28 protein-coding genes are annotated in these 25,456 nt (G+C 68.2%); 11 read left to right on the forward strand and 17 right to left on the reverse strand.

The genetic code is table 11. From position 1 onward, the window contains the following. Position 1: 1 nt before the first annotated feature. On the reverse strand, positions 2–166 hold the full coding sequence (locus A9X03_RS28935; protein WP_156746427.1) for a hypothetical protein: 165 nt from the start codon (positions 164–166) through the stop codon (positions 2–4). 100 nt (positions 167–266) lie between these two features. Here A9X03_RS28935 and A9X03_RS00095 point away from each other — a divergent pair, with 100 nt between their 5' ends. Further along, positions 267–1,010, forward strand: coding sequence for a 3'(2'),5'-bisphosphate nucleotidase CysQ (locus A9X03_RS00095; RefSeq protein ID WP_067782103.1), 744 nt, complete (start codon positions 267–269; stop codon positions 1,008–1,010). Positions 1,011–1,119: 109 nt separating this feature from the next. Here the strand turns inward: A9X03_RS00095 and A9X03_RS00100 are convergent, their stop codons facing one another. Further along, complete coding sequence (locus tag A9X03_RS00100; protein ID WP_068259064.1) at positions 1,120–2,025, reverse strand: haloalkane dehalogenase; 906 nt, start codon at positions 2,023–2,025, stop codon at positions 1,120–1,122. Between the two features lie 114 nt (positions 2,026–2,139). On the opposite strand from A9X03_RS00100, the gene A9X03_RS00105 reads away from it, so the two are divergent. After that, a complete protein-coding gene (locus A9X03_RS00105; RefSeq protein WP_067751416.1) occupies positions 2,140–2,868 on the forward strand; it encodes a DUF2652 domain-containing protein in 729 nt (242 codons plus the stop codon). On the opposite strand, the gene A9X03_RS00110 is transcribed toward A9X03_RS00105, so the two are convergent. Both A9X03_RS00110 and A9X03_RS00115 read right to left on the reverse strand, forming a co-directional pair. Next, positions 2,865–4,007 (reverse strand): MalY/PatB family protein, encoded by a 1,143-nt coding sequence (locus A9X03_RS00110; RefSeq protein WP_369828493.1) that lies wholly within the window; start codon positions 4,005–4,007, stop codon positions 2,865–2,867. The genes A9X03_RS00105 and A9X03_RS00110 overlap by 4 nt on opposite strands. A gap of 66 nt (positions 4,008–4,073) precedes the next feature. Continuing rightward, positions 4,074–5,168, reverse strand: coding sequence for a dihydrodipicolinate reductase (locus A9X03_RS00115; protein ID WP_067891449.1), 1,095 nt, complete (start codon positions 5,166–5,168; stop codon positions 4,074–4,076). A 279-nt stretch (positions 5,169–5,447) separates the two neighbouring features. On the opposite strand from A9X03_RS00115, the gene A9X03_RS00120 reads away from it, so the two are divergent. Further along, entirely contained in the window at positions 5,448–6,422 is a 975-nt protein-coding gene (locus A9X03_RS00120; protein ID WP_068259066.1) for an LLM class flavin-dependent oxidoreductase, read from the forward strand. 86 nt (positions 6,423–6,508) lie between these two features. Here the strand turns inward: A9X03_RS00120 and A9X03_RS00125 are convergent, their stop codons facing one another. Beyond that, entirely contained in the window at positions 6,509–7,294 is a 786-nt protein-coding gene (locus A9X03_RS00125) for a spirocyclase AveC family protein (RefSeq protein ID WP_067751397.1), read from the reverse strand. Between the two features lie 191 nt (positions 7,295–7,485). Here A9X03_RS00125 and A9X03_RS00130 point away from each other — a divergent pair, with 191 nt between their 5' ends. Beyond that, positions 7,486–8,139: a TetR/AcrR family transcriptional regulator gene (locus A9X03_RS00130; RefSeq protein WP_067751394.1), complete on the forward strand. Its 654-nt coding sequence runs from the start codon at positions 7,486–7,488 to the stop codon at positions 8,137–8,139. Positions 8,140–8,155: 16 nt separating this feature from the next. Further along, a complete protein-coding gene (locus A9X03_RS00135; protein ID WP_067751391.1) occupies positions 8,156–9,358 on the forward strand; it encodes a cytochrome P450 in 1,203 nt (400 codons plus the stop codon). Positions 9,359–9,443: 85 nt separating this feature from the next. Here A9X03_RS00135 and A9X03_RS00140 read toward each other — a convergent pair whose 3' ends face one another. The 6 genes from A9X03_RS00140 to A9X03_RS00165 form a co-directional block, all read right to left on the reverse strand. Next, positions 9,444–10,430, reverse strand: a complete 987-nt coding sequence (locus A9X03_RS00140; RefSeq protein WP_068259090.1) for an alpha/beta fold hydrolase — start codon at positions 10,428–10,430, stop codon at positions 9,444–9,446. 83 nt (positions 10,431–10,513) lie between these two features. Beyond that, positions 10,514–11,008 (reverse strand): lipoprotein LpqH, encoded by a 495-nt coding sequence (locus A9X03_RS00145; protein WP_068259068.1) that lies wholly within the window; start codon positions 11,006–11,008, stop codon positions 10,514–10,516. 83 nt (positions 11,009–11,091) lie between these two features. Then, positions 11,092–11,823 (reverse strand): hypothetical protein, encoded by a 732-nt coding sequence (locus A9X03_RS00150; RefSeq protein ID WP_068259094.1) that lies wholly within the window; start codon positions 11,821–11,823, stop codon positions 11,092–11,094. Beyond that, complete coding sequence (locus tag A9X03_RS00155) at positions 11,823–12,692, reverse strand: LLM class F420-dependent oxidoreductase (RefSeq protein ID WP_068259078.1); 870 nt, start codon at positions 12,690–12,692, stop codon at positions 11,823–11,825. Before A9X03_RS00155 ends, A9X03_RS00150 begins: the two co-directional genes overlap by 1 nt. Further along, positions 12,689–13,471 carry an SDR family NAD(P)-dependent oxidoreductase gene (locus A9X03_RS00160; RefSeq protein ID WP_068259081.1) on the reverse strand — a complete coding sequence of 261 codons (783 nt, stop codon included), beginning with the start codon at positions 13,469–13,471 and terminating at the stop codon, positions 12,689–12,691. The genes A9X03_RS00155 and A9X03_RS00160 overlap by 4 nt, the downstream gene beginning before the upstream one ends. Positions 13,472–13,478: 7 nt before the next feature. Then, the gene (locus A9X03_RS00165; RefSeq protein WP_067751382.1) at positions 13,479–14,276 is read right to left on the reverse strand and encodes an alpha/beta hydrolase; all 798 of its coding nucleotides are present in this window, start codon (positions 14,274–14,276) and stop codon (positions 13,479–13,481) included. A gap of 126 nt (positions 14,277–14,402) precedes the next feature. On the opposite strand from A9X03_RS00165, the gene A9X03_RS28020 reads away from it, so the two are divergent. Then, on the forward strand, positions 14,403–15,254 hold the full coding sequence (locus tag A9X03_RS28020; RefSeq protein WP_231975235.1) for a 5'-methylthioadenosine/S-adenosylhomocysteine nucleosidase: 852 nt from the start codon (positions 14,403–14,405) through the stop codon (positions 15,252–15,254). Between the two features lie 3 nt (positions 15,255–15,257). Here the strand turns inward: A9X03_RS28020 and A9X03_RS00175 are convergent, their stop codons facing one another. Beyond that, a complete protein-coding gene (locus tag A9X03_RS00175) occupies positions 15,258–16,109 on the reverse strand; it encodes a sulfurtransferase (RefSeq protein ID WP_067751379.1) in 852 nt (283 codons plus the stop codon). Between the two features lie 78 nt (positions 16,110–16,187). Here A9X03_RS00175 and A9X03_RS00180 point away from each other — a divergent pair, with 78 nt between their 5' ends. The 3 genes from A9X03_RS00180 (at position 16,188) to A9X03_RS00190 (ending at position 17,851) form a co-directional block, all read left to right on the forward strand. Beyond that, entirely contained in the window at positions 16,188–16,655 is a 468-nt protein-coding gene (locus A9X03_RS00180) for a hypothetical protein (RefSeq protein WP_231968972.1), read from the forward strand. A 76-nt stretch (positions 16,656–16,731) separates the two neighbouring features. Then, entirely contained in the window at positions 16,732–17,163 is a 432-nt protein-coding gene (locus tag A9X03_RS00185) for a hypothetical protein (protein ID WP_067751378.1), read from the forward strand. Next, positions 17,147–17,851 (forward strand): TetR/AcrR family transcriptional regulator, encoded by a 705-nt coding sequence (locus A9X03_RS00190; RefSeq protein WP_068259085.1) that lies wholly within the window; start codon positions 17,147–17,149, stop codon positions 17,849–17,851. Before A9X03_RS00185 ends, A9X03_RS00190 begins: the two co-directional genes overlap by 17 nt. Here A9X03_RS00190 and A9X03_RS00195 read toward each other — a convergent pair whose 3' ends face one another. From A9X03_RS00195 to alsS, 3 genes are all read right to left on the reverse strand, one after another. Next, a complete protein-coding gene (locus tag A9X03_RS00195) occupies positions 17,852–18,994 on the reverse strand; it encodes a glycosyltransferase (RefSeq protein WP_067751370.1) in 1,143 nt (380 codons plus the stop codon). An 85-nt stretch (positions 18,995–19,079) separates the two neighbouring features. Next, positions 19,080–19,877, reverse strand: a complete 798-nt coding sequence (gene budA / locus A9X03_RS00200; RefSeq protein WP_067751364.1) for an acetolactate decarboxylase — start codon at positions 19,875–19,877, stop codon at positions 19,080–19,082. Positions 19,878–19,882: 5 nt separating this feature from the next. After that, the gene (alsS, locus tag A9X03_RS00205) at positions 19,883–21,565 is read right to left on the reverse strand and encodes an acetolactate synthase AlsS (protein WP_068259087.1); all 1,683 of its coding nucleotides are present in this window, start codon (positions 21,563–21,565) and stop codon (positions 19,883–19,885) included. 88 nt (positions 21,566–21,653) lie between these two features. On the opposite strand from alsS, the gene A9X03_RS00210 reads away from it, so the two are divergent. Together A9X03_RS00210 and A9X03_RS00215 are read left to right on the forward strand one after the other, a co-directional pair. Continuing rightward, complete coding sequence (locus A9X03_RS00210; protein WP_067782142.1) at positions 21,654–22,823, forward strand: aromatic ring-hydroxylating dioxygenase subunit alpha; 1,170 nt, start codon at positions 21,654–21,656, stop codon at positions 22,821–22,823. A 38-nt stretch (positions 22,824–22,861) separates the two neighbouring features. Next, positions 22,862–23,494, forward strand: coding sequence for a TetR/AcrR family transcriptional regulator (locus A9X03_RS00215; RefSeq protein WP_067782145.1), 633 nt, complete (start codon positions 22,862–22,864; stop codon positions 23,492–23,494). 79 nt (positions 23,495–23,573) lie between these two features. Here the strand turns inward: A9X03_RS00215 and A9X03_RS00220 are convergent, their stop codons facing one another. After that, positions 23,574–24,761 carry an AAA family ATPase gene (locus tag A9X03_RS00220; protein WP_067782148.1) on the reverse strand — a complete coding sequence of 396 codons (1,188 nt, stop codon included), beginning with the start codon at positions 24,759–24,761 and terminating at the stop codon, positions 23,574–23,576. A gap of 32 nt (positions 24,762–24,793) precedes the next feature. Beyond that, positions 24,794–25,456, reverse strand: a 663-nt coding sequence (locus A9X03_RS00225; protein WP_197695984.1) for a cation:proton antiporter, incomplete at its 5' end; no start/stop codon positions are given.

Genomic DNA, 25,456 nt, shown 5'->3' on the forward strand with positions numbered 1-25,456 from the left:
GCTAGGCGGCATCCTCACCTTCGTGGTGCTGAAGCTGACCCAGGGTGACCAGGGCGTCAAGCCACCCACCGCCCAGCGCGACCGCCGAGACGATCCCGATCACAACCAGACGCCCCCGCGTAATGCGCCCCAGCCGACCCAACAAAGGAACGTTGCCCCCGCTCACGATCAACAGATTACGGCCGGAACATTCCTCGAGGGGTGGTGCCCGCCGGCGCCGCGATGGCAGGGTAAAGTTGGTCAACACTGCCAACTTAAGGATTGTGATGGCCTTGCAGCTGACGGATGACCACGAACTGGCCGCGCGGTTGGCCACCGAGGCCGGACGGCTGTTGCTCACGGTCCGGGAAGAGTTCGCAGACGCGGAAGCAGGCGAGCGGAAAGCCGCGGGCGACAAGCGATCCCATGACTTTCTGATCGAGGCGCTAGCGGGCGAGCGGCCCGAGGACGCGGTGCTGTCCGAGGAGGGCGCCGACGACCCGGTCCGGCTGCGCTCGGAGCGGGTGTGGATTGTCGATCCGCTTGACGGGACGCGGGAATTCTCCGAGCTCGGGCGCGACGACTGGGCGGTCCACGTCGCGCTGTGGGAGGCCGGTGAGCTCGTCGCCGGGGCGGTGGCGCTGCCGGCGCAGGGGATCACCCTGGCCACCCCCGAGGTGGCCTGGCCCCCCGCCGCGCCGGGCAAGCCGCGCATCGTGGTGTCGCGCACCCGGCCCCCGGCCGTTGCGCTGGCCGTCCGCGACGCGCTGGACGGGGTGCTGGTCGAAATGGGTTCTGCCGGAGCCAAAGTGGCATCGATCGTCCAGGGCTTGTCGGATGTGTACGTGCACGCCGGCGGCCAATTCGAATGGGACTCGGCCGCGCCGGTGGCCGTGGCAAGAGCGGCCGGCCTGCATACCTCCCGCATCGACGGGTCCGCCCTCGCCTACAACCGGTCGGACCCGAAATTGCCTGATTTGGTGGTCTGCCGGCCCGAGTTGGCGGAAGCCGTGCTGGCGGTCACGGGCTGATCGTCGCACCGGTGAGGTCGAGGGCGATGTCGACGAGCATGTCCTCCTGGCCCGCGAGCAGAGTGGTCACGCGGGGCGTCGTGCGGCTCGTCAATACCCGCTGACGCCGTCAGCGCAGCGCTTGCTGCCAGGACAGAATGCGTTCGGCCAGTTCGGGTCCGGAGTCTTCCTGGATGAAATGACTGGCGTTGATGCGGGCGTGCGGCTGGCCCGCGGCGCCGGGGATGTGCTTGATGAGGGGACGGTCAGCTTTGCCGAGGATCGGATCGCGGGCCCCGAAAATGGCGAGGCAGGGTTTCTCCCATTGGCCCAGGGCCTTCCACGCGGCCCTGTTGGCGGGGATCGCCGGATCGTCCGGTGAGGTCGGCACCAACTGCGGGAAGGCCCGGGCACCGGCCTGATACGTCTTGTCGGGAAACGGCGCGTCATACCCAGCCCTGACCCTGGCGGAAACCCGGCGCACGGTCCCCACCGCAACGATGCGGCCCGCGGGCAACACGGGGGAGTAGCGCGCGAACGCGCGCCAGGCGTAGAAGGCGGGCGGGGTGGGTCGCTCCGCGGTCGGCAGGAAGCCGTTGGCCACCACGAGCCGTGCGATGCGGTCACCCTGTTCGGCGGCGATGCGCAGCCCGATCAGCGATCCCCAGTCCTGCACGAACAGCGTCACGTCCTTGAGGTTCAGCCGTTCGAACCACGACGTCACCCATTCGACGTGCCGTTGATAGGTGTAATCCTTGATCCGGCCGGGCTTGTCGGAGCGGCCGAAACCGATCAGGTCGGGCGCGAGCACGCGGTTCCCGGCGTCGGCCAGCGGCTGGATCATCGTCCGGTACAGGTAGCTCCAGGTGGGCTCCCCGTGCAGCAGCACGATCGGCGGCCCGTCGGCGGGGCCCTCGTCCAGAAAGTGCATGCGCAGCGGCTGGGTGTCGCTTGCCGCGACGTCAACGTAGTTCGCTACGAACGGATAGCCCTCCAGGTTTTCGAATCGGGAGTCCGGGGTTCGTAGCACATGCATATTCAGCTCCTCCGGTGGGCGGGCGCCTCTGCAAGCCTCTCGCGACAACGCGAGTTCGTCTAGTGGGAGATTTCATTGGGCTAGACGTCGTGTGGACATTAAACTGGCTTGTTCATGGCGATTCGGCGCGCGGTCCTCGTCATCGCGGACATCAGCGGTTACACCCACTACATGCAATGGAACCGAACGCACCTAGCCCATGCGCAGTTGACGGTGGCGGGCTTGCTGGAGTCGGTGATCGACGCAGGCAGGGGGCTGAAGCTGGCGAAGCTCGAGGGTGACGCCGCCTTCTTCTGGGCGCCCGACGGCGACGCCAAAGTGCTGGTGTGTGACCGGCTGTCCCGGATGCGGGAGGCGTTCATCGCGCGGCGCGAGCGCTTCAAGAAGGACCTCGCCTGCGAGTGCGCGAGTTGCGCGCAGTTGGATAACCTCTCGCTGAAATTCGTGGTCCATCAGGGTGAGGTGGCCGAACAACGGGTGAAGCGCCACGTGGAGCTCGCCGGCTTCGACGTCATCCTGGTGCATCGCATGCTGAAAAACATGGTCCCCGTGGTCGAATACGTGCTGATGACCGATTCCGTCGCGGCCTGCCTCGACGAATCGGTGCGCTCCCAGTGCAAATCGCTGACCCACATCTTCGACGACATCGGGGAGACGCCGACGCACTACATCGACCTCGCGACCTCGCAGGTTTCCCTCGCACAGCCCGAGTCCGGCTTCTTTCGGCGGTTCGGGGCGACGATGAAACTCGAGCTGAGCTCGCTGCCGTTCGTGCTTGGCTTGAAGGAGCCTGCCGAGGGCTTCCGCAACCTGGGCCGCGGCGCCGAGGAGATCCCCGCCTAGCGGGCGTCGGCGAGCGCCCGGCCCATCCGCGACACGGCCTCGGTCAGGATGGCCCGCGAGGTCGCGAAGTTCAATCGGACATGGCCGGCGCCGCCGGTTCCGAAGACGTGGCCGGAACTGAGCGCCACCCGAGCGTGGTCGAGGAACCACCGGGCGGCCCCGGACAGGTCGGCGACCACCGCCAGACCCGCGGCGGATTCTTCGACGAATCCGAGCTTCCGGCAATCCAGCCAGGCGAGGTAAGTCCCTTGCGGCCATTGGCATTTCACGCCCGGCAGGTGCTGGGTGACCAGATCGCCGAGCAGCGTTCGGTTTTCATCCAGGCCGCGCAGCAGTGCGTCGAGCCAATCGTCGCCGGTTCGGAACGCTTCGGCGTGGGCGATGACGCCGAAGTGGCTCGGCCCGTGGCTGACCTCCTCGGGCATCCGGTGCAGGTCCGCGACCGCCTCCGGTCCGGCGATGGCCAGCGCCGCCTTGAGGCCGGACAGGTTCCAGGCCTTGGAGGCGGACATCAGGGCGAAGGCGTTCTCGGCTCCGGGCACCGTCAGGAATGGGGTGAACCGGGCGCCGGGCAAGACGACGGGCGAGTGAATCTCGTCCGACACCACCCGGACATCGAACCGGCGGGCCAGCTCGGCGACCGCGCCGAGTTCGTCGGCCGTGTGCACCGTCCCGGTGGGGTTGTGCGGATTGCACAACAGGTACGCCGCCCTGCCGCCCCCCGCGCGGGCGCGCGCGAAGGCTTCCGCCAACACGTCCAGATCGATCCGGCCCCCGGCGCCCAGCGGCGCCTCGACGATCCTGCGGCCGTCGTGCGACACGAACGCGTAGAACGGCGCATACACCGGCGGGTTGACGATGACGGCATCGCCACGGCCCGTGACCAAGCGCAGCACCTCGACGGCACCGAGCATGACGTCCGGGACGATCGCCGTGCGGCCGACCTCCAGGTCGTGCCATTGCCAACGGCGCGAGGCGAATTCGCTGACCGCTTCGGCGAACGCGGTGCCGCACGGGTATCCGGTGTCACCGATGTCGATGGCCCGCCGCAGGGCGTCGGCCACCGTCGGGGCGAGGTTGACGTCCATCTCGGCGACCCACAGCGGCAGCACGTCGTCCGGGTGCGCGCGCCACTTCATGCTGGTGCGCTCCCGGAGCTGTGGCAGCGTGAGTTCCTCGAGTGGGTTAAACGTCACTCGGGCAGACTAAGTGGCGAACGCGTGCTTTGGAATCGTGAGGGGCAGGTCGACCGAACTCAGCAGCCCGGGTTCTGCGGCAACGACATACGGCACGGCGTTGACCACGCGCATGGCGGTGGCGACCATGGCGCCGGCGCCCGACGTCATCCCCGCCACCCCGGCCTTGCGCGGGTCTTTGAGCGTCGCCGCCAAGGTGCAATCGATGTCGGGGTCGCCGCTGATCAGCACCCGATAGGACAGGTCCCCGATGCCGGTCGGCCAGTCCGGGGCGACGTCGTGGGCCAGCCGGGTGACGTGCTCGATGACGATGGCCTCGCGGCCGTCGACCACGCCGATCGCCCGCATGCGCAGCGCGCCACAGGTCCCCGCCTCGACGGTGCCCATGGCGACCTCCAGCGTCCGGTCGGTGACCGCGCGGTCGAAATATTCGCGGACCTCCTGCACCTCGACGCCGAGTGCGTCGGCGACCAACCGGATCTGTCCCTGCCATTCGCCGGCGATCGCCCCCGGAAACCCGATCCACGGCTGGTAGTCGAGCGGCCGGCCGAAACCCAATGCGTCGCTCATGATGTCGGGGACGCCGTAGTCGTCGTACAGACCGATCTCGAATGCGTGGATCTTCTCGATGGACGACGACTGGGTGGACAACACCAGCGGCAGGTAGTCGGCGGCGAAGCCGGGTTCGATCCCCGACGCGTACAGCGAAACCTGGCCGTGCTTGGCCGCGGCCACCAGCTGGTCGCGCCATTCCGCGGGTTCGTAGGCGTGCGGGTTGACCAGCCGCGTGGTGCTGGTCGTGACGACGTTGATGCCGGCCTCGAGTAGCCGGACGTAGTCGGGGATGGCCAGCGCGTCGCGCTCCGGGCCGCTGGCGGCGTAGATGACGCAATCGGGCTTCAGCGCGATCAGTGCGTCCGCGTCGGTGGTGGCGGTCAGACCGATCGGCTCGCCGTTGGCGAGTTCGCCGGCGTCCTTGCCGTCCTTCTCCGGCGAGTGCACCCACACACCGACCAAGTCCAGGTTTGGGCGACGCTGAATGGTCCGGATGGCGATCGACCCGATGCCGCCCGTCGCCCACACCACCACGCGGTGAGCCGTCATGCCGTCCTCCTCGTGGCGGGTGTGTGGTGAAAGCTGAGGCGGCCGTTGCCCTTACGCCGGCGGCCGGCTGCTATCGCTCAACGTTCGATTCGGAAGCTAACAGCGCGGGGCCGCGCGGTCAAGGGTTTAAGAGAGCGCACACTATCTTAAAGAACAAATCTTAGGTTACGCTGCCCCCGGCCTACTCAGTTCGGTGGGCATCCCGGTCATGCTCCGCTTTACGCCTTCGACTAGACGTGTAACGTACGTCGCACGGATTCGGCCAGCGAGGAGTTTGCCGTGTACACACTGCGCTTCGATATGCGTGCCCCGTCGTGGGGGGCTCCACCCGCCGCGCTGTACGCCGCGGTGCCCGAAATGTGTGCCTGGGCCGAGGAACACGGTGCTCTGGCCGCTGTCCTGTGCGAGCACCACGGCTCGGAGGACGGCTATTTGCCGTCGCCGCTGATGCTGGCGCCGGCCATCGCGGCGCGCACCGAGCGGTTGCCGATGAACCTGATCCTGATTCTGCCGTTCTACGACCCGGTGCGGTTGGCCGAGGACATGACGGTCCTCGACCTCGTCAGCGGCGGTCGCGCGTCGTACACGCTTGCCCTCGGGTACCGGCCCGAGGAGTTCGAGCACTTCGGGCTGGAAATCCGCAAGCGCGGCCGGCTCGCGGACGAAAAGCTGGGACTGCTGCGCCGGCTGCTCGCGGGCGAAACGGTTGACGACGGCGGCCGCCGGATCGCGGTGACACCGGCGCCACTCACCGAGGGCGGTCCATCGATGATGTGGGGCGGGGGAACGTTGGCCGCCGCGCGTCGGGCCGGCAGGTACGGACTGGGCATGCTCGGCAACGCCAACGCCCCGGGCATGCAGGAGGCCTACGAGGAGGCGTGCCGCGAACACGGCCATACACCGGGGCCGACGATGTTTCCCAGCCGCGACACCCCTTCGGTGGTGTTCGTCGCCGACGACGTGGACCAGGCGTGGAAGGAGATCGGCGATCACCTGTTGCACGACGTGCGCACCTACGCCGCCTGGAATCCAGGGGACGAGACGACGGCCGGTTTCTCCCACGTGGACACCGTCGACGAGCTGCGCGAGACGGGGAAGTCGCACGTGATTATCTCTGTGCCAGAAGCTGTTTCGCGAGTCCGTGCCGGGCAGGTGCTCAACCTGTCGCCGCTGTGCGGCGGGCTGCCGCCCGAGATCGCGTGGCAGTATCTGAAGCGCGTGGGCGACGTCGTGCTTCCCGAGGCGCTTGGCTGACTTCCCCGAGCCGGATCCGAACGTCGAGTTGTTGAGCCGAATTCGCGCATTTCGGCCCGACAACCCGACGCTGGGCGCGCGGATTTCTATGCGGGTTGGTTCGGCACGCCCGGGAACAGCTGTTCCGTCGGCCCCGCGGTCACCCACCCGCCCAGCTTCGTCACCAGGTGCGGCGCGAAAACCGCGCCGTAGAGCAGGTTGCCGATGACGATCACGGCGGCGACGGACAGCAGCGAAGATGCGAGGCGGCTCTTCGACCGGTTGGCGGCCCACATCTCGATGACGTTGCGTCCCTGCGAGTCGGTGCGGCCGAGCAGATAGGTGAAGACCATCATCTGGATCGCCATCGCGAGGGAGTCGTAGAGCGGGTACTGATGCACGGTCCCCTCGCGGATGGCCAGCCCCGGAATCACCCTGCCGTAATAGAACACGCCGAGCTTGGCGCCCAGGAACCCGTTGAAGAAGAGCGCCCAGCAGAAGCCGACGATCAGTCCCACCACCAAAAGGGTTGGCGGCCTTCGCCACCCAAACCGCGCGCTCAGCCACCGCCCGAGCGCCGTGCCCGTCACGGCCGGCAGCACGAAGTAGGAGATGTAGCCGACCGGAACGAACAGGGGCAGCCCGCCCCACGTCACGTTCAGCGGCCACCAGGATGGCATGCGCGGGATGGCCGGCGGGAACTGCGCGTACATCGCCCAGTCGTATGGCGCCTCGATCCACGAGAACGAGATCGCCGAGATGCACAGCAGCAGGAGCGGGTGCAGGCGGCGCCGGCGAACGCTCAAGAACACGCCGAGCGCGGTGAACGTGATGCCGCCGACGAGGGCGAAGTCGCTGGCCGCCTTCATCACGGGCGTCATCTGGGAGCTCACCGGTCGTTCCCCGGGGTCCGGCGTGCCTGCGGGTCGAAGCGCAGCACCAGCCCGAAGATCAGGGCGATCAACCCGAACAACGTGCCCAGCATGATCACGGCGCCCACGCTCGCACCCCTTTCAACGCTCGACTCTTTAGATAGTGCACACTATCCTAAAGGCAGTCAACCACCCGGACAGGAGCGACGATCGTGCCCCAGCGGCCACCCACGAAGCGCGGCGCGTCGGCCGCGGCGTCGCGCCGGCCCCGCGGCGCACCGCGGGGGTTGCTGCTCGACGCGGCGCGGGCCCGCTTCGCCCGCCAGGACTACCGAAGCACGACGACGCGTGAAATCGCCCAGGCCGCAGGGGTTACCGAGCACCTGCTGTTTCGGCACTTCGGTTCGAAGGCGGCGCTGTTCCGGGAGGCGCTCGTCCTGCCCTTCACCACCTTCGTCGACGAGTTCGGCAAGACCTGGCAGTCGGTGGTCCCGGAGGAGACCGACGAGAAGGAGTTGGCGCGCCACTTCGTCGGGCAGCTCTACGACGTGTTCGTCGAACACCAGGGCCTGCTGTTGACGCTGATGGCCTCGGAGGCGCTGAGTGAGGAGGAGAAGGCCGACGCCGGCATCGCGGAGATCAGGCAGGCGATCCGGGCGCTCGGTCAGATCAGCGCCGAGGGCATGCACCTGCGGGGCCTGCGGTCCGACCATCCCGACCTGCCCGCCCACTCGACCGTCGCGATGATCGCCGGCATGGCCGCGTTGCGGTCCACCTATTTCGGCGCCAGGCCGCCGTCGCGAGAGGTGATCGTCGAAGAACTGGTTCAGGCAATCCTGCACGGCTTCCTGCACCGAAACGACTGAGCGAAGGGATTCCAGAATGTCAGGCACCAGCGTGGTCGACTTGTACTACGACCCGTTCGATTCCGACATCGACGACAACCCGTACCCGGTGTGGAAGCGCATGCGCGACGAAGCGCCGCTCTACTACAACGAGAAATACAACTTCTACGCGCTGAGCCGCTACGAGGACGTGGCGCGCGAACTGCCGAACTGGCAAACGTACCGCTCCGGTCGCGGAACCACGGCCGACATCCTGTTCGCCAATATCGAAGTGCCCCCGGGAATTCTGTTGTTCGAGGATCCGCCGCTGCACGACCTGCACCGCCGCCTGCTGTCGCGGGTGTTCACGCCGCGGCGCATGCTGGCCGTCGAGGACCTGGTGCGCGGATTCTGTGTGCGGGAGCTGGATCCGCTGGTCGGCGCCGGCGGCTTCGATTTCATCGCCGACCTCGGGGCGATGATGCCGATGCGGACGATCGGGTACCTGCTGGGCATCCCCGAACAGGACCAGGAGAAGATTCGCGATCGCGGCGGGGCGTACATCGAGTTGTCTGACGAGCGCGACCCCGCCGCGGTGAATGCGAAGCTTTTCGAGGAGAGCATCGCCCTGTTCGCCGAGTACATCGAGTGGCGCGCCGATCACCCGTCCGACGATCTGATGACTGATCTGCTGCGGGCCGAGGTCGACGAGCCCGACGGCACGCGGCGGCCGTTGTCGCGAACCGAGGTGCTGGCCTACACGGCCATGATCGCCGGCGCGGGGAACGAGACGACCGCGCGGCTGATCGGCTACATGGGGCAGCTGCTGTCGGATCATCCGGATCAGCGCCGCGAACTGGTGGCGAACCCGGCGCTGATTCCCGGCGCGGTCGAGGAGACCCTGCGCTACGAACCGCCGTCGCCGGTGCAGGCCCGGTACGTCGCCCGGGACGCCGAACTCTACGGCACCGTCGTGCCAGAAGGCTCATACATGTTGCTGCTCAACGGTTCCGCCAACCGCGACGATCGCCACTTCGACGACCCGGATCGCTACGACATCCACCGCCAGGGCGCCCACCTGAGCTTCGGGCAGGGCCTGCACTTCTGCCTGGGCTCTGCGCTGGCCCGGATGGAAGGCCGGGTAGCTCTCGAAGAGGTCCTCAAGCGCTGGCCCGACTGGGAGGTCGACTACGCCAACGCCCAGCGGGCGCACACCGCGAGTGTGCGCGGCTGGGCGCGGCTGCCCGTCGTCACGGGCTGAAGCGCTGGTCTCTCCGGTGCGAGTGCGCGGCCAGCCGCACACTCGAGCTCGAACGTGCGGCTAGGCGCACACTCGGGGGGCGAAGTTAAGCGCTTTGGTCGATCAGCACCGCGCCGTCGGGCTCGTTGCCGAGCGTCTGCAGCGGGATGTCCCCGCCTCGGGCGGTGAGACGGACGATCTCGGCGAGCGGGCCGGGGGCGTCGCATTGCAGGTAGTGGTCGGCGCCGGGCACCACCCAGTAGCGGTTACGGCCGGGCTTGGTCTTCAGATACGTCTGCCACACATGGTTGGGAACGCGCAGCGGCGCGACGTTATCGTGCAACCCCCATACCACGGTGGTGTTGATCGGGCTCTTGGAAAGCGCTTCCAGCCAACCGGTTTCGTCAGCGGCGCGCTCGTTGAGGTATTGAATGGTGTCGGGCAGCACGCGGATTCCGTCGTTGTGCGCGAAGCACTTAGCCAACGCGGCGATCTCGGGGTCGTCCAGCGTTCGCCGCGGTATGAAGGTGCTGGCGCCCATTCCGGCGGCCAGCATGTCCGGCGTCGTCGCCGCCGCGGTTTGCCGCCCGGTCGCGGGATCGAGCAACGCGGTCTGGAAGACGGTGAGGTTCGACAGCGGCAGGTAGATGTTGGCATTCGTCACGATGAGGTCGACCGGTACGGCCGGCGGATCGAGGGCCGCCAGCATCTCCACGGCGATCATGCCGACGCTGCTGCCGCGGTCATGGGTGAGCATGCGGTAGTCGGTGAGGTTCCACACCTGGGTGATCGCGTACACGAGCAGACGCGCGTCGTCGTAGAGCGAATACACGTACGGCTCAGCCGGTTTGTCGGACAGGCCGTAGCCCGGGAAGTCCAGCAGGTAGATGTCGAACTCCGAGCCCAGCTCGCGCCCCAGCGCGAAGAAGTCGATGCTCGACGTCGGGAAGCCGTGCACGAGCACCAGCGCGGGCGCGCCGGGTGTGCCGCAACGGCGGCTGAACACCGCGACCTCGTGCCCGTCGTTGGCGGCGGTGGTCGACCGCCAGCGCAGCTCCGTGCCGCCGCTTTGCCACTCCGCGAAGATGTCCAAGCTGCCAGCATCGCAGAGGCGGTCGCGGTAGACAACCACTCCGCTTGCGGAAGGGGACGAAGACCGGGTCCGCCGCGCCGCGCTCACGGGCAGGTCACGTGCACCCCGAAAGTCACCGGGCGCGTGCCGCTTTGGCCCGGGGTCGACGCCTCGCCGGTCCCGGTGATCGTGTAACTCTTGCCCTGCTTGGTCGCCTGGACCTGGGTTGCCGACTTGGTGGCCTGATAGGGGAGTTGGTACTGGCCGCCGGACAGCGTGAGCGAGAGCGCGAATCCGTCGACCATGGGCGGGTTCTCGTCCGAGACGGCCAGCGAGACCGACGCCGTGTCGTCGTGCACGCCGATCCGGGTGGTGAGATCCCCCGATTCCGGGGGAGACGCGTTCGGTTGCGCCGCCGAACTGCTGCATTCGACCCGCGCGGTCATCGTGTGCTTGTTCCCGTCGATCATGACGGTCGTGGTGACCGCAGCGGGAGTCGAACTCGGGGTCGGTGCGGGATGGCTGTCCTTGCCGGAACAGCCGGACATCCCGGCCGCCAGCGCGATTCCGGCGGCCACGTAGACGTACCGATTCGTCATCTCACCTCCTTTGCAGCCAGGACTATAGGGCCTCTTCATTGCGGGAAGGTCTCTTTTCCCTGGCGACCAGTCAACCGATGGGTTTATCGCCAGGCTTCCCAATTGACCATGCTGCGGAGCGGTCCGGCGAACGAGGGCCGCACGGCACCCGATCGCCACCGGTCCTCGATGCTGGGCGCCAATGCGGCGGTGGTGGTCAGCGGGTCGGCGTCGAGGTAGACGACGGTGATGTACTGGAACTCCGTGCGCCACCCTCGCGGTAGGTGGCTCCAGCCGGTGCTCGACCCGAACGTCCACGCGCCGGCCGTGCCCGGCGTGGCGAGCAGCGCCGGATGGTGCTCGGCGTGCAGCCATTGCAGCCAGCCGTCCGGGCGGCGCCCGTCGACGGGTTCTTCGACGATGAGGACGACGCCGCGGTGCGGCCGAAACGGCACCACCTCCGCGGAGATGAGCGCATGCGGTGCAGATTGCCACTGCAGCAGGCGCAGCCCGGCGACTTGCAGCGACGGCCGGACGACGGGGAACCGGCCGTTTTCGCGCAACGCGCGGCCGAGCGTGACGAAGTCGTCAAAGGTCTGCTCGACGGGGTCACCGACCAGGTAGTGCACCGCGTTGGCGATCTCGGCCAAGGGGCCGTTTCCGGCCAGGCGGTGCTGCGGGTAGTCGCCGTCGGCGATCCAACGCAACCCGTACACGATCCCGGGTAGCTGATACTGCTCCGGCATGTGATCCAGCAGGTGCCAACGCAGGTAGCTGCCGTCGTCGTCGGCCGGCGCGGCGGCGGTGAGGCTGAATACGCCTGCCCGGACGCGTATCACGCGGAGCCGCCGGGATCATGCAGCTCGGCGAGCGCCTGCAATTGGTCCAGGTAATGCTGCAGCGAGGTGTGCCGGAAGACGGCGGGCACGATCGTGGCGCCGTGTGCGGCGGCTTCCCCGATGGCGTCGCGGGTGCGCTGCGGCTCGTTGATCGGGTCCAGCGGTGCCGGTGGGGGCAGGACGATCTCGAATCCCGGACGAAGCTCGATGCGGCCCAACCAGTCTCGCGCCTGTGGCAGTCCCACGCTGAAGGGCGCCCAGCCGTCGGCCAGCGTCGCGGCGCGGCGCAGCGATCGCAACGTGCGGCCGCCCACCCAGATCGGGACATGCTGCTGCACCGCGCACGGGTCCACGACCACGCCGTCGAAGGCATAGAACTCGCCACGGTAGGTGGGTTCCGGGACCGACAGCGACGCGCGCAGCGCCTTGAGGGCGTCGTCACCGCGCGGCCCGCGGTCGTCAAAGGGCGCGCCGAGAAGGTCGAACTCTTCTTTGAGGCTGCCCACTCCGACGCCGAGGATGAGCCTGCCGTCACTGACTTTGTCCAAAGTGCCGTAACGCTTGGCGATCTCGAGCGGATGGTGGTACCCGAGCACCAGGACGTTGGTGGCCAACCGGATTCGCCGGGTGCACGCGGCCAGGTAGCCGAATGTGGCCAGCGGATCCCAGTAGCGGGCGCCGCGGCGGCCCATCTCGGCTGCGGGCAGCGCGATGTGCTCGCTGCAGGTCAGGTGGTGGTAGCCGAGCCGATCCGCCGTCTCGGCGATGCGGGCCAGCTCCTCGATGGAGGCGTGTTTCTCCCAGTCGCCGCTGGCCTTGGGAAACATGGTCACCACGGGCGTGGCCACCGAGAGTTGTGGGCTCATCCCTGCATGTACCCTCCGGCATCGACCGGGATCGATTGGCCGGTGATGGTGCGGCTTTCGTCGCTGGCCAGGAACAACGCCAGGTTGGCGACATCCTCGGTGGTGGAGATATCCTGCAGCGCAACCCCTTTGAGCGCCTTCGCGCGCTGGACGGCGACGTCCACCCCCTGCTCGTCGGCGGTGCGTTGCACCCACCGACGCCATAGCTCGGTGTCGATGGCCCCGGGGACGATGCAATTGCACCGGATGCCGTGTGGCCCAACCTCCAGCGCCACCGCCTTGGTGAAGGCCCGCAGCGACGCCTTGGCGGTGACGTAGTGGCTCTTGCGGACGACGCCGGAATAGCCTGCCGTGGAGGAGAAGTGGAGGATCACGCCGCGACGGCGCGCCAGCATCGACTGGTTGAGCACTTCCCGGGTGCACAGCATCGCCGCGGTGACGTCGATGGCGATCGTGGCGTTCCAGTTGTCCAGGGTCTGCTCCCAGATCCACCGGTCCTCTCCGGGCGCGGCGGCGTTGTTGCACAGGATGTCGACATGGCCGAATTCGTCGACGGCCCGCGCCACCATGGCCGCGACGGCACGCTCGTCGGTGACGTCGGCGCGCATCGCGATGGCTCCGGGCCCGGCCGCGCGGGCGGCCTCGCGCACGAGCTCTTCGCGCCGCGCGGCCAACAGCACCCGGGCGCCCTCCCGCACGAACACCGAACCGAGCACGGGTCCGAGGCCGGTGCTCGCCCCGGTGATGATCGCGACCTTCCCGTCGAGCCGGCCCCTCATCGCGCAGTCATCGTGCGGGCACCCGTGTTTCGAGCCACGCGTGGATACGTTCGGCGACGGCGAGCCACCCTGGGTCGAGCATCATGTCGTGGCTCATCTTAGGGAAGATTTCGGCCTCGGTGTGGTAGGCGGCCGCCGTTTCCCGCACTTCCCGCGGTGTGAAGCAGACGTCGTCCTGGGCCCCGAGCACGAGCAGTGGGGTGGTGACCAGCCGCGGCCTGGGCAGGTCGTGCCACAGCATGTCGATCGCGATCTTCAGGGCGTACTCCTCGCAGAGTTTTTCGGTATAGCGCGCCACGTCGGCTTCGGAATGCGACCGGGAGAAGAAGGTTTCGCGGGCCAATTCCGGTGTGGCGCCGACACCCCGCAGCGACTTGGTCATCGCCAGGCCGCTGGCTGTGTACCACGGGTGTCGCTTCAATCGGCGGGCCAAGAATCCCAGGATGCCGCTCGGGGGCGCGGAGGCGAGCAGCACGGCGGCGGCCGCGTCGTGCGATTCCAGATACTTCTGCACCACGAAGCCGCCCAGCGAGTGGCCGACCACCACCGGCCGTTCGGGCAGGCCGTCGGCGACGGCGGCGACGTCGGCAACGAAGTCGGCGATCGAGCAGAGCCGCATCGATTTGGGCGCCGGGCTCTTTCCGTGACCGCGCAGGCTGACGGCCAGCGCTCGGTGGCCCTTGTCCGCGAAGAACTCCAGGAAATGCTCGTCCCAACACCAGGCGCCATGCCAGGCGCCGTGCACGAACAGCACCGGCGGCTTGTGGGATTCGCCGCCCGGCCTTCTCTCGATCACTTCGAGCATGAGCGTGACTCCTCGTCGGGCCGCGCCCCCCGGTTTGGCTGCAGTGCCGCTGAGACTAGCCGCTGACGTGGCCATGGCGGACCGGAATCGGCGAAGCCACGAGGTCTGGTGGCGTTTACTGGTGCGGTGGGTGTAGATGGCGAAAGACGCATGCTGGTGCTGTCGGCCTTTCCGGCGGAAGCCGACGCGGTGCTGTCGCACACCACGCTCGATCCCGATCCGGTGGCGATCGTCGACCGCAGGCATTTCTACCTCGGCTCGATCGCGGGCCGAAAAGTGATCGTGGCGATGACCGGCATCGGCCTGGTGAACGCCGCCGACACGACCGAGGCCGCCTTGACCCGATTCGCGATTGGCGCGGTGGTGTTTTCGGGCGTCGCCGGCGGGGCGGCGCGGACCAAAATCGCGGATGTGGCCATACCGGCGCGCTGGACACTGGACAACGGCAACACGTTTCGACCCGTCGACCCCACCATGCTGGCGACGGCCGAAACGCTCTGCGTCGCACTGGAAAGCGTCGCCCGCCGGATCGATCTGCGGCGCCGGCCGCAAGTCGTGGTCGGCGGCGACGGATACAGCTGGGACAACAACAACGGCGTGGCGTTCCCCTGCATCCCGAACGGCGGGGACGTTTTTGGCTGCCAACCGCGCAGCGCGCCCGACCGGTCATACCGATACACCGGCAACTTCCGCCCGGCGGCGGGACGGTGGGTGCGAAGCGCCCTGATCAGCAACCTCAACATCGTGTCGGCGGCGGACCCGGCCTTCGACGCGACCGACATGGAGACCGCGGCCGCCCAAACGGTGGCCGACGAGCACGGTGTCCCGTTCCTCGGCATCCGCGGCATCACGGATGGGCCGGGTGACCCGCTTCACCTGCCGGGCTTTCCGTTTCAGTTCTTCTGCTACAAGCGGATCGCGGCCGACAACGCCGCCCGGGTGACCGCCGCCTTCCTGCAAAGTTGGGGCGGCGCCTGACCCTCAGGCGGGGCCGACCGCCACCGCGCGCCCCGGATCCGAACACCACTCGGACCACGACCCGGGAAACAGCGCCGCGTTCAAGCCCACCGCCGCCAGCGCCGCGACCGTGACGCTGGCCGTCACGCCCGAACCGCAGTAGGCGCCCAACGCACCGTCACGGATTCCGCGCTCAGCGAGCAGCTGGGTGAGTGCATCACCGGCGATGAACGTGCCGTCGGCGGCGAGGAGGGCCGTGCTCGGCAGGTTCAAGGCGCCGGGGATGTGCCCGGCCGCGGGGTCCAGCGGTTCGACCTCACCGCGGAAGCGTTCGGGCGCCCGCGCGTCGAGCAACGTCACGACACCGGCGCCCGCTTGCTCGGCGGTCAGGGACGGTCGGTTCCCGGCGCGCAGATCGTCATGCGGCACAGTCACATTCCCGGGTTGCGGTGTGACGGGCCCGGTTTCGAGGCTCCGACCCGACGCTCGCCAGGCGGCCAGGCCGCCGTCCAGGATGCGGACGTCCGGCAGGCCGGCCGCCGTCAACACCCACCACGCGCGCGCCGAACCGGCGCGATTCCAGTCGTCGTAGACCACCACCGGCGAGTCCTGCCGGACACCCCAGCGGCGCGCCGCTGCCTGCAAATTGCTGCCCGACGGCAGCGGGTGGCGGCCGCGACCGGCGACCGAGTGGTCGCTGAGCTCGTCCTCGAGGGACGCATACACCGCGCCTGGTAGGTGTCCCTCCAGATAGGCGGGCCGTCCGTCGGGCTCGTCGAGCCGCCAGCGCACGTCGACGATGGCCACCGGGGCGCCCGACTCGATGAGGCCGGCCAACTCGGTGGCCGTGATCAAAACCTGGTCCCGCGGTTCCACCGATTCAGCCTAGCGGCCTCGCTCAGCAAAGCGGTGGCGTAGCGTCCTGCTCAGTAGGACCGCAGATGGAGCAATGTCATGGCGCGCATCAGTTACCAAGTCACCGGGTGCCTTGCGCTCGCGTCGGCGCTGCTGACGGCCACGCCCGCGCAGGCGATCCCGAACACTCACTGCGCCCTGACGACACCCGTGCAGGAGGTGCAGCATGTGTCCCAGCTGCCCCCGGAACTGCTCAAGCTCCTACCGCCCATCGCCGACGTCGGCGCGCCCTTCAACGCGACGGACTCGGTCAGCGATCCGACCTTGCCGTTCCGCCGGCTGATCCGCGCCGGCAGTCACGGTGCGGACTGGTTCGTCTGGTACGAGCACGGCGGCGTCGGATACTCCTGGCAGGCGGTGGTCGCGCGCGTGGTGCCGGGCGGCGATCCGCAGGTATTGGCCGACGCCGGAACGATTTCCGACACTCTGTGCAGGCTCACCGACGGTGCCTTCACCGGCGCGGTTCCGCCTTACCCGCCCGGATCGTGGGCGGCCTCCGACTTCTGAAGAATCCGACCGACCGTTGGTCTGGCATACCGACCACCGGTCGGTTATTCTCGGTGCAAGCCAGGGAGGTGGCGCAATGAGCGCATCCGAGCAATCGCAGACCCGGACCCGCATGTTCGCCCGCGTGTTGGGCCCCTACATGTCGATCGTGCCGACCACGATCGCAATCCGCGGTTCATACATGCAGGAACTATTCACCGAGTTCAAGGCAAATCCCATGTGGCCGTGGCTGTATGGAGCCATCCTGTTGATGGGCGGCATTTTCATCATTGCCTTTCACCAATATTGGCGCGGTCTGGCGGCGATCGTCGTGTCGGCCGTGGGCTGGTTCTTCTTCATCCGTGGTCTGCTGTTGCTGACGCTGCCGCGGGCCTACGACGCGGCCGGCAACGCCATCTACAGTTCGGGCGCGACTGCGGCGCTATGGGTGTTGTTCATCTTCCTCGCCTCCGTCGGGCTATACCTGACGTACGTCGGCTGGAAGCCCGAGAGTGCCTCGGGTAGTTAAGCATCCCGACGTCCGTCGCGCGGATCTGCTCGATCGGGCGGCGGTGCTGTTTCTGCGTGACGGATATGACAACGTCAGCCTAAACGATCTGATCGCCGACGCGGGCGTCTCCAAAGGTGCCTTCTACCATTGGTTTCCATCGAAGGACGCGTTGATCGCGGCCTTGGCCGAGCGCAGCGCGCGGGCCGCGTTCGCCGGGGTCGAGGATGCGGTCGCCGGGTGTGGCGGCGACGCGCTGGATCGGCTGAACGCTTTGCTGCGGGCCGGGTTTGACGTCAAGATGCAGATGAATGTGTCGGAGCAGCTGGCCGCGATGGCGTCATTGCTGCGACCGGACAACGCCCACCTCTACGCACGGATAACAGCGGTCGACGAAGCGCTGGTCCTGCCCCTTCTGACGCGCCTGATCGAGGAGGGGGTCGCCGACGGTGTCTTCGACACCTTCGATCCCGAGGGCGTCGCCGACATGATCTACGGCCTTGCCGCGCGCACGAATTCCACCATCGTCGCGGTGTTGCAGGCGCCCGACGAAACCGCCCGGGAGCGTGCGATCGACAGCATGACAAAACGATTCAGACTGCACGGCCTGGCCATCGACCGCATCCTCGGGCTGCCCGACGGAAGCGTCACCACGCTCGCGCGAACACAGGTCGAAGCGCTGGTTGCCGCGCTGCCGAGAACCTATTAGCTACGCGGTGTGTTCGGCGTCGCCGGGGTCGTCGAGCGTCGGCGCCCCCAACGACGCCAGCATGCCCGTCGCCGCCCGATGCCAGGTGAAGTCCTCGGCGCGGCGTCGAGCCGAGACGCGGCGGTGGTGCTCCGGGCGGCTGGTGACCGCCCTGACCGCCCGCGCGATGGCGGCCGGGTGGTTGTCCGCCGAGGCGCCGCTGTCCGCGGTGATGATCTCGGTGAGCGCCGAGGTGCGCGAGACGACGGCCGGCGTCCCGCAGGCCAGCGACTCCAGCGCGGCCAGCCCGAACGTCTCGTGCGGCCCGGGAGCCAGCGTCACGTCGGCGGACGCCAGCAGCCCGGCCACCGTGTGCCGATCGGAGACGAAACCGGTGAAGTCCACCGGCAGCCGCGCGGCCTGGCGTTCCAGCCTGGCCCGCAACGGACCCTCACCCACGACGACGAGTCGGGCATCGACCCCGGCGTGGCGCAACTCGCCGACGGTGTCGATGCTGCGGTCGACGCGCTTTTCCACCGACAGCCGACCGCAGTGGACGAGCAGCAGCTGGGTCGGCGCGGCCCAGCGGCGCCGCAGCAGGTACGAGTGCCGGCGCGGGTGGAAGGTCTGCAGGTCCACGCCCAACGGGACGGTCACGGTGTTCGTCGCGCCGATGCGGTCGAATTCCTCACGCGCGAAACCGGTGGTGCACACCACGGCGTCGTAATCGGCGGCGGTGCGCGCGTTGGCCAGATCGGCGAACTTCACCGCCGCGCGATGCGGAAGTATCTGTCCCACAAGGCGATCCAGCCGCTCGTGGGAGATCATCACCGTCGTGGCACCGTGGTCGCGGCCCCATCGGCCCAGTGACCGCAGCGTGAGCCGGTCGGACACCTCTAACGCGTCGGGCCGCAGGGCCTCCAGGAGAGCCTTGACCGGCCCGGGCATCACGGCGCGGTAGCCGCCGGTGAGCGGAATCAGCCGAGCGGGCAAAGTGATTCGGACCACACCGGTGCGCAGCTGGCTGCGTCCGGCGCGCTGGCCGGGAACGATCAGGAAGACCTCGTGGCCGCCGGCGCAATATTCGGCGCCCAACCGATCGACCGCCGTGCGAAGGCCGCCGGAGCGAGGGCCGTAGAAGTTGGCGACCTGTACAACACGCATAACGTGAGGACACGCGGTGCGCGTGTGCACTCAACAATGTGGACTTGACGCTGGCCTGAACAGTCCATGAATTCCGGCGTAGCGGCTACTGTGAGCCCCCTTTGGGGCCTTCGGCTTTGTTGATCCGCTCGGCGATGTCGGTGCCGGACAGCCGGGCGCCGAGGAAGTCACCGGAGGTGGGCAGGCTCAGATGCAGTTGCGACGCCCCGCTGACCGCGACGTCCCCATGCTCGAGCGTGAAATCGAGGATGTGCCCGCCGCCGGTGCGGTCACCGTTGAGGAAGTGCAGGTGATAGCCGGCGACCGAGATCCCCTGCTCGAAGTCGGGGGTGCGGAACCCGACCACCGTGCCCGGCACGTCCGTGAACACCTTCTCGGCCTGCTCCTCGGTGGCTTGGGTCAGCGGCGGGTAGGGCGGCTGCTGCGCCATCACCGTGCGGGTGTGCAGCTCGGCGAACTGCCCGGTGATCCGGACGGCGTAGATCAGGTTGGCGCTGGCGATCCGGCGGTCGATGGCGGCGATCACCTCCGTGCGCCCGGTGCGGGTCCGGATCGGGATCTCGAAATCGGTGTGAAACCGGGTGATCGCCGCGAACGGGCTGCGATCGGTCGGCGCGGCCCGGCCGGCGGTTCCGTCGGCGCGCAATCGGTAGCAGACGCCGTCGAGGATGACCATTTCGCCGTCGAGGTGATTGAAGGTGCCCAGCCCGAAGTCGCCGTGGCGCAGGATCTCGGCGACGGTGACGTCGCCGTCGTAGACACCCTCCAGCAGGGCACCGATCGTCGAGAACTGATAGACCTCGGCGTCGTCGGCGCGTTGGTGTGTGAGAAGCGTTGTCGCCCAGTGGCGGAAACGCTCGTAGGCACCCGAATGTGTGTCCATGATCCTTATTCGAAGGGGTCGTCGTGCAGCTGGGCGGCGAGATCGGTGTTGTGGCTGTAGTCGACGGGAACGTCGATCAGAGAGGGGCCGTCCTCGGCGAGCGCCTGGCGCAGGGTCGCGGTGAATTCGTCCAGCGTGGTAACCCGGTGGCCGCGGGCGCCGAAGGCCGCCGCGTAGGAGACGAGGTCGTAATCACCCAGTTGCACACCGGATTTGCGGCCGTACTTCAAGACTTCCTGGAAGCCGACCATGTCATAGGCGTTGTCCCGGAACACGATGTGGGTGAAGGTGAGCCCGAGATGGGCCGCGGTCGCGAGTTCCTGCGCCGAGAACAGGAATCCGCCGTCGCCGGAGACGGACACGACCGGAGTTCCGGGCCGCACCAGGCAGGCGGCCATGGCCCATGGCAGCGCGACGCCGAGGGTCTGTTGACCGTTGGAGAAGAGCAGACGCCGCGGCTCGTACACGCGAAAATGACGGGCCAGGTAGATGTAGACGGAGCCGACGTCGCAGGTGACGGTGGCGGTGTCGTCGAGTTCCTCCCGCAGCCGCAGCATGACGGCGACGGGGTTGAGGCCGGGGCCCTCGGGCTCGGTGCCGCCCGCCGCGGTGTCGATGTCGCTCAACGCCTTTCGCTGCGTGGCGATCTCGCGCTGATAGGTGTCCGTCAGGGTCAGGCCGGCCAGCTTGTCGGTCAGCGAGGTGAGCGTCGCCGCGATATTGCCGAGCAACTCCGTGGCCGGCTGGTAGTGGTTGTCGATGTCGGCGGGGACCGAGTCGATGTGCACGACGGTGCGCGCGGCGTCGTCGTTCCACAGCACCGGGTCGTATTCGACCGAGTCGTATCCGACCGTGACCAGGACGTCGGCGTGGGCCAGGACGACGTCGCCGGGCTGGTTGCGGAACAGGCCCACCCGGCCCAAGAAGTTGTCCTCCAACGCGCGGGAGATCACGCCCGCGGCCTGGAAGGTCTCGACAACCGGCAGCCCGGTCGTGGCGATCAGGGCGCGCAGCGCCAGGCAGGTGTCGGGGTCGGCGCCGCGCATGCCGACCAGCAACGCGGGGCGGCGCGCGGCGCGGATCAGCTCGCTCGCCTCGGCGATGGACGCGGCGGGGGCGGCGGCCAATTGGGGAATCGGCTGCCGGCCCGGGATGCTCGCCGTCGTCGGAGCGGCCAACACATCGGCCGGGAGAACGACCGCGGCCGCGCCGCGCGGTTCGCCGAGCGCGGCGCGAAACGCGCCGATGGTGGCCTCGGCGGCGTTGTCGGGGTCGTTGACCTCGCCGGTGAACTTGGTGACCGTCCTGAGCATGGCGGCCGCGTCCATGGACTGATGCGTGCGCTTGAGGCGATCCACGCGGCGCACCGCGCCGCACAGCGCCACCACCGGGTCCTGTTCGGTGTTGGCGGTCAACAGCCCCGTGGCCAGGTTGGTGGTGCCGGGGCCGGACGTCACCAGCACCACGCCCGGGATGCCGGTGAGGCGACCGATGGCCCCGGCCATGAAGGCGGCGTTCTGTTCGTGGCGGCACACCACCAGCCGAGGGCCGGAGTCGAGCAGCGCGTCGTAGACGGCGTCGATCTTCGCGCCCGGCACACCGAAGACGAACTGCACGCCCTGGGCCGACAGGACGTCGACGACCCGCTGCGCGCTGCGCACGGCATCACCGCGATTCGTGGGGGCCATCCATCCAGCCAAGCACGGGTCGCGGTGCGTTGCGACCTCTACGCGTGGGTTGACCATCCATGATCGCTCTGGTGTATGGTCCCCAGTTGTGACGATCGAGAGCGTGCGCCCGGCGGAGCTCAGCGAAGACCTGACACGGCGCGCCTTGCGGCTGGTGCTGACCAAGACGACCGACCTGGCCGCGGAAGTGCTGCGGGTGCCGCTGCATTACTACCGCGACGGCAAAGTCACCGACTTCGAGGAGTCGCAGATCCTGCGGCGGACCCCGCTGGCGATCTTGCCCAGCGTGCAGATCCCCGGCCCCAACGACTTCGAAGTCCGCTCGGTGCTGGGCACTTCGTTATTGGTGACCCGCGACCGCGCCGGGGTCAGCCGCGTGTTCCTCAACTATTGCCGCCACCGCGGCGCGATGCCGGCCTGCGGCGCGGGCAACGCCTCTCGTTTCACCTGCCCCTATCACGCGTGGACCTACCAGAACACGGGCGAATTGTTCAGCATCCCAGGCAAATCCGGCTTCACCGGCATGGACACCGGCGATTATGGCCTGGTGGAGTTGCCGAGCCAGGAGGCCTACGGCTTCATCTGGGCGGTGCTCAGCGCCGACGCGTCCATCGACGTCGACGCGCATCTGGGACCGGTGGCTTCACAGCTGGCCGAACTCGACTACGGATCATTCGGGTATCACGCGCATCGCGAATTCACCTCCGAGGTGTCCTGGAAGGGGGCGTTGGAGGCGTTCGCGGAGGGCTACCACTTTCCGTTTGTCCACGGCGAGAGCCTGATTGGGCAAAACGCGCTGCCCAACGTCGCGATCTACGACGAGTACGGCAAGCACCACCGGCTCGGGTTTCCGTTCAACTGGATCGTCAACCTCGATGCCGATCCGAACGGTTCGTGGGACGTGCGGGACAACATGGGACTGATCTATTGGATCTACCCAAACCTGATCCTGGCCAACAGCAACGTCGGTGTGGAGGTCATCGACATTCTGCCGGCCGGGGCCCCGACCCGCTGCACCGTTCGACACAGCTGGCTGGCGCGCATCCCGGCCACGAGCGACGACCAGCGCAGCGGCTACGACATGATCTACGACGCGGTGCACGCGGCGGTGCGCGACGAGGACTTCGCGATGCTGCCGCAGTGCGGCGAGGGCGTGCGCCAGGGCCAACACGACCATATGATCATCGGCCGCAACGAGATCGGCGTGCAACACATGATCAAGGTGTTCGCGCAGGAGATTGGCGTCGCGCTGGGCTGAGTTCTCGTGCGACCATATTGAGCGTGAGGGCACCGTAGATGCGCAGACACGGCTGGGCCGGCGCATTGCCGTCGAGCGACGAGGAAGCCATTGCGCGAATCATCGCCGCGGCGAGCCGCGCGATACAGCAGTCGGGCGCGGACATCAAAATCAGCGATGTCGCGCGCGATCTCGGGGTCACCCGCCAAACCGTGTACCGCTATTTCCCGAGCACCGATGCGTTGCTGGTGGCGACGGCGTTGTCGGAAGCGGGTCCGTCCCTGGACCGGCTGGCGGCCCACCTGGAAGCCATTCACGACCCCGCCGAGGCGGTGGTCGAGGGTATCGCTCACACGTTGGAATTGCTTCCCCAGGACCAATACCTGGGGCTGCTGTTGACCTCCGAGAAGGCGGCGTCTTACTCGGCGAGCGTGACCTCCGATGTCGCGCTCTCGCTGGGGCGCTCGATCATCGACCGCTTCAACGTGGACTGGAACAGCGTCGGCATCACCGAGGACAGGCGCGACGGCCTGGTCGAATTCATGCTTCGGGTTCTGCAATCGTTCATCGTCGATCCCGGACGACCGCCGCGGTCCGGTGACGAGTTGCGCAACTACCTGCGCCAGTGGGTCGCACCCGCGATCACCCATTTTCAGCCCGCCACGGATTCGAGTGTGCGCTCAGCACATTGAGGGTGCGCCCAGGGCGGCGACACGCCGTGCGACGCCGCCATAGGAGCACACTCGATCGGGGGCGGGGGCGTTTCGGCCGTTAGCGCTTGCCCCAGTCCCACGGCGGCGTGGTCAGCAGGCCCTGGCCGGCGACCCGCGTCTCGCCCCACTCCTTGTACAGCTCGATCTCGACGGCTCGGTCGTCCCCGTCGGCGTCGGCCACCGGGACGGTGTCCAGGAATTCGAGCAGCGCGCGGGAATGGGTGACCACCAGGACCTGCGTGCGCGTGGCGGCGGTGCGGATCAGCCCCGCGAGCGGACGCACCAGGTCGGGATGCAGCGAGGTCTCCGGTTCGTTGAGCACCATCAGCGACGGCGCATGCGGGCTGGACAGCGCGGCGGCCCAGAGCAGGAATCGCAGTGTGCCGTCGGATAATTCGGCCGAACGCAGCGGGCGCAGCATGCCGCGCTGCCGCAGCTGCAGGTCGAACAGCCCGTCGTGAACGGCGACCGACACCGTGGCCCCGTCGAACGCGTCGGCGACGGCGCGGCTCAGGTCGTCGAAGCCCGTCTCGATGATCGTCTGGATCGCGGCGGCCAGATCGCTGCCGTCATCGGAGAGCACCGGGGTGCGCGTGCCGACCTGCGGGTGTCGCGCCGGCGCCCCGGCGTCGACGCGGAAGCCGTCGTAGAACCGCCAGCCGCGCAGCCGTTCGCGCACGGCCGCGAGTTCGGGAAGCGCGTGCGGGTGGGCATATTCGGCCAGCACGCTGCGGTACGACGGCAACGAGCGGGACAGCTCGTCGAATCCGCGGCCGGACTCCGCGCTCATCTCGGCGAAGTCGCGGGTGCGGCGTACCAGCGTCGCACTGGCGCGCAGCACCGGTCCGGCGAACAACGCTTCCCGCTTGATCTCGGGATCGCGGCCGAACGCCGACTTGATTCCCGCCATCTGCGGGATGCCGAGGTCCACCAGATAGCCGAAATCGTCTGAGGCGAAGCCTAATTCGAGGGATACGGGCCGGGTGCGGACGGTGCCCTGGGCCTTGCCCGTCCGGCGGGCGCCCTTGAGCTCCTCGGGTCCGGCCCACAGCGCGGACTGCAGCCCGCCCTCGCGGGCGAGCGAGGCGATCACCTCCCCGCGGCCGCAGTCGGCCAGCAGCCGCAGCGCGCGGTACAACGACGACTTGCCTGCGCCGTTGGCGCCGGTGACCACCGACAGCCGCCCCAGCGGCAGGATCACCTCGCGCAGCGAGCGGTAGCCGCGGATCGCCACCGTGTGCAACATGGGGCCGACTGTACGGTCGACGACCGACGGGCTTAAGCCTCGTCCGCCTCGTCGAGCAGTTGCACTTCCTCGAGGTCCATCTCGTTCTGCAGTTCGCGCAGCACGATGTCGTCGATGAGGTTCTGGTTGCGCAGCGCGGTGATCTCGCGTCGCTTCCGTTCGAGCACGCCGAGCCGCACCCGCCGGACCAGCTCCTTCTTCTTGACCAGGCGGTTGTTAGTCGAGCCGCCTTCGGTGGCCAGGGCGAGCGCGGCCCTTTCCTCGTATTCCTTCTGCAGCCGACGACGCAGGTCGTCGCTGATGCCGACCTCGTCGGCGACGGTGGGCAGCGCGGTGAGCGCCGCCTGGACCCCCCGGGTTCGCGCCAGCTCCAATTCTTCGACGTACGCGACGTCGTCGGGCATCTTCGCCCAGCGGACCACGGCGGGCAGCGTGGTCCCTTGAACCAGGACGGTGGTCAGGATCACGACGACCACGATGAAGATGAGCAGGCTGCGGTCGGGGAAGGGCGCGCCGCTGAGGGTGGTCGTCGGCACGGCCAGCGCCGCCGCCAGCGACACGGCGCCGCGGAACCCGGCCCAGGCCGTGACGAAGCGCTGCCGCCAGCTGACCCGGCGCTCGCGGCGTTCCTGCTGGCGCAGAGCATGGACTGCAGCGGCGTGGTCGCCGTCATGGTCTCCGCCCTGGTGCTCGCC

This window comes from Mycobacterium sp. E1715 (assembly GCF_001667625.1).
In the GTDB taxonomy this organism is placed as follows: domain Bacteria; phylum Actinomycetota; class Actinomycetes; order Mycobacteriales; family Mycobacteriaceae; genus Mycobacterium.

What these genes read in the sequence shown, in the direction of transcription:
- A9X03_RS00095 (WP_067782103.1), top strand. Translation starts at nt 267, where the DNA reads ATGGCCTTGCAGCTGACGGATGACCACGAACTGGCCGCGCGGTTGGCC.
- A9X03_RS00100 (WP_068259064.1), bottom strand. Translation starts at nt 2,025, where the DNA reads ATGCATGTGCTACGAACCCCGGACTCCCGATTCGAAAACCTGGAGGGC.
- A9X03_RS00105 (WP_067751416.1), top strand. Translation starts at nt 2,140, where the DNA reads ATGGCGATTCGGCGCGCGGTCCTCGTCATCGCGGACATCAGCGGTTAC.
- A9X03_RS00110 (WP_369828493.1), bottom strand. Translation starts at nt 4,007, where the DNA reads ATGAAGTGGCGCGCGCACCCGGACGACGTGCTGCCGCTGTGGGTCGCC.
- A9X03_RS00115 (WP_067891449.1), bottom strand. Translation starts at nt 5,168, where the DNA reads ATGACGGCTCACCGCGTGGTGGTGTGGGCGACGGGCGGCATCGGGTCG.
- A9X03_RS00135 (WP_067751391.1), top strand. Translation starts at nt 8,156, where the DNA reads ATGTCAGGCACCAGCGTGGTCGACTTGTACTACGACCCGTTCGATTCC.
- A9X03_RS00145 (WP_068259068.1), bottom strand. Translation starts at nt 11,008, where the DNA reads ATGACGAATCGGTACGTCTACGTGGCCGCCGGAATCGCGCTGGCGGCC.
- A9X03_RS00155 (WP_068259078.1), bottom strand. Translation starts at nt 12,692, where the DNA reads ATGAGCCCACAACTCTCGGTGGCCACGCCCGTGGTGACCATGTTTCCC.
- A9X03_RS00160 (WP_068259081.1), bottom strand. Translation starts at nt 13,471, where the DNA reads ATGAGGGGCCGGCTCGACGGGAAGGTCGCGATCATCACCGGGGCGAGC.
- A9X03_RS00165 (WP_067751382.1), bottom strand. Translation starts at nt 14,276, where the DNA reads ATGCTCGAAGTGATCGAGAGAAGGCCGGGCGGCGAATCCCACAAGCCG.
- A9X03_RS00180 (WP_231968972.1), top strand. Translation starts at nt 16,188, where the DNA reads ATGGCGCGCATCAGTTACCAAGTCACCGGGTGCCTTGCGCTCGCGTCG.
- A9X03_RS00185 (WP_067751378.1), top strand. Translation starts at nt 16,732, where the DNA reads ATGAGCGCATCCGAGCAATCGCAGACCCGGACCCGCATGTTCGCCCGC.
- A9X03_RS00195 (WP_067751370.1), bottom strand. Translation starts at nt 18,994, where the DNA reads ATGCGTGTTGTACAGGTCGCCAACTTCTACGGCCCTCGCTCCGGCGGC.
- budA (WP_067751364.1), bottom strand. Translation starts at nt 19,877, where the DNA reads ATGGACACACATTCGGGTGCCTACGAGCGTTTCCGCCACTGGGCGACA.
- alsS (WP_068259087.1), bottom strand. Translation starts at nt 21,565, where the DNA reads ATGGCCCCCACGAATCGCGGTGATGCCGTGCGCAGCGCGCAGCGGGTC.
- A9X03_RS00215 (WP_067782145.1), top strand. Translation starts at nt 22,862, where the DNA reads ATGCGCAGACACGGCTGGGCCGGCGCATTGCCGTCGAGCGACGAGGAA.
- A9X03_RS00220 (WP_067782148.1), bottom strand. Translation starts at nt 24,761, where the DNA reads ATGTTGCACACGGTGGCGATCCGCGGCTACCGCTCGCTGCGCGAGGTG.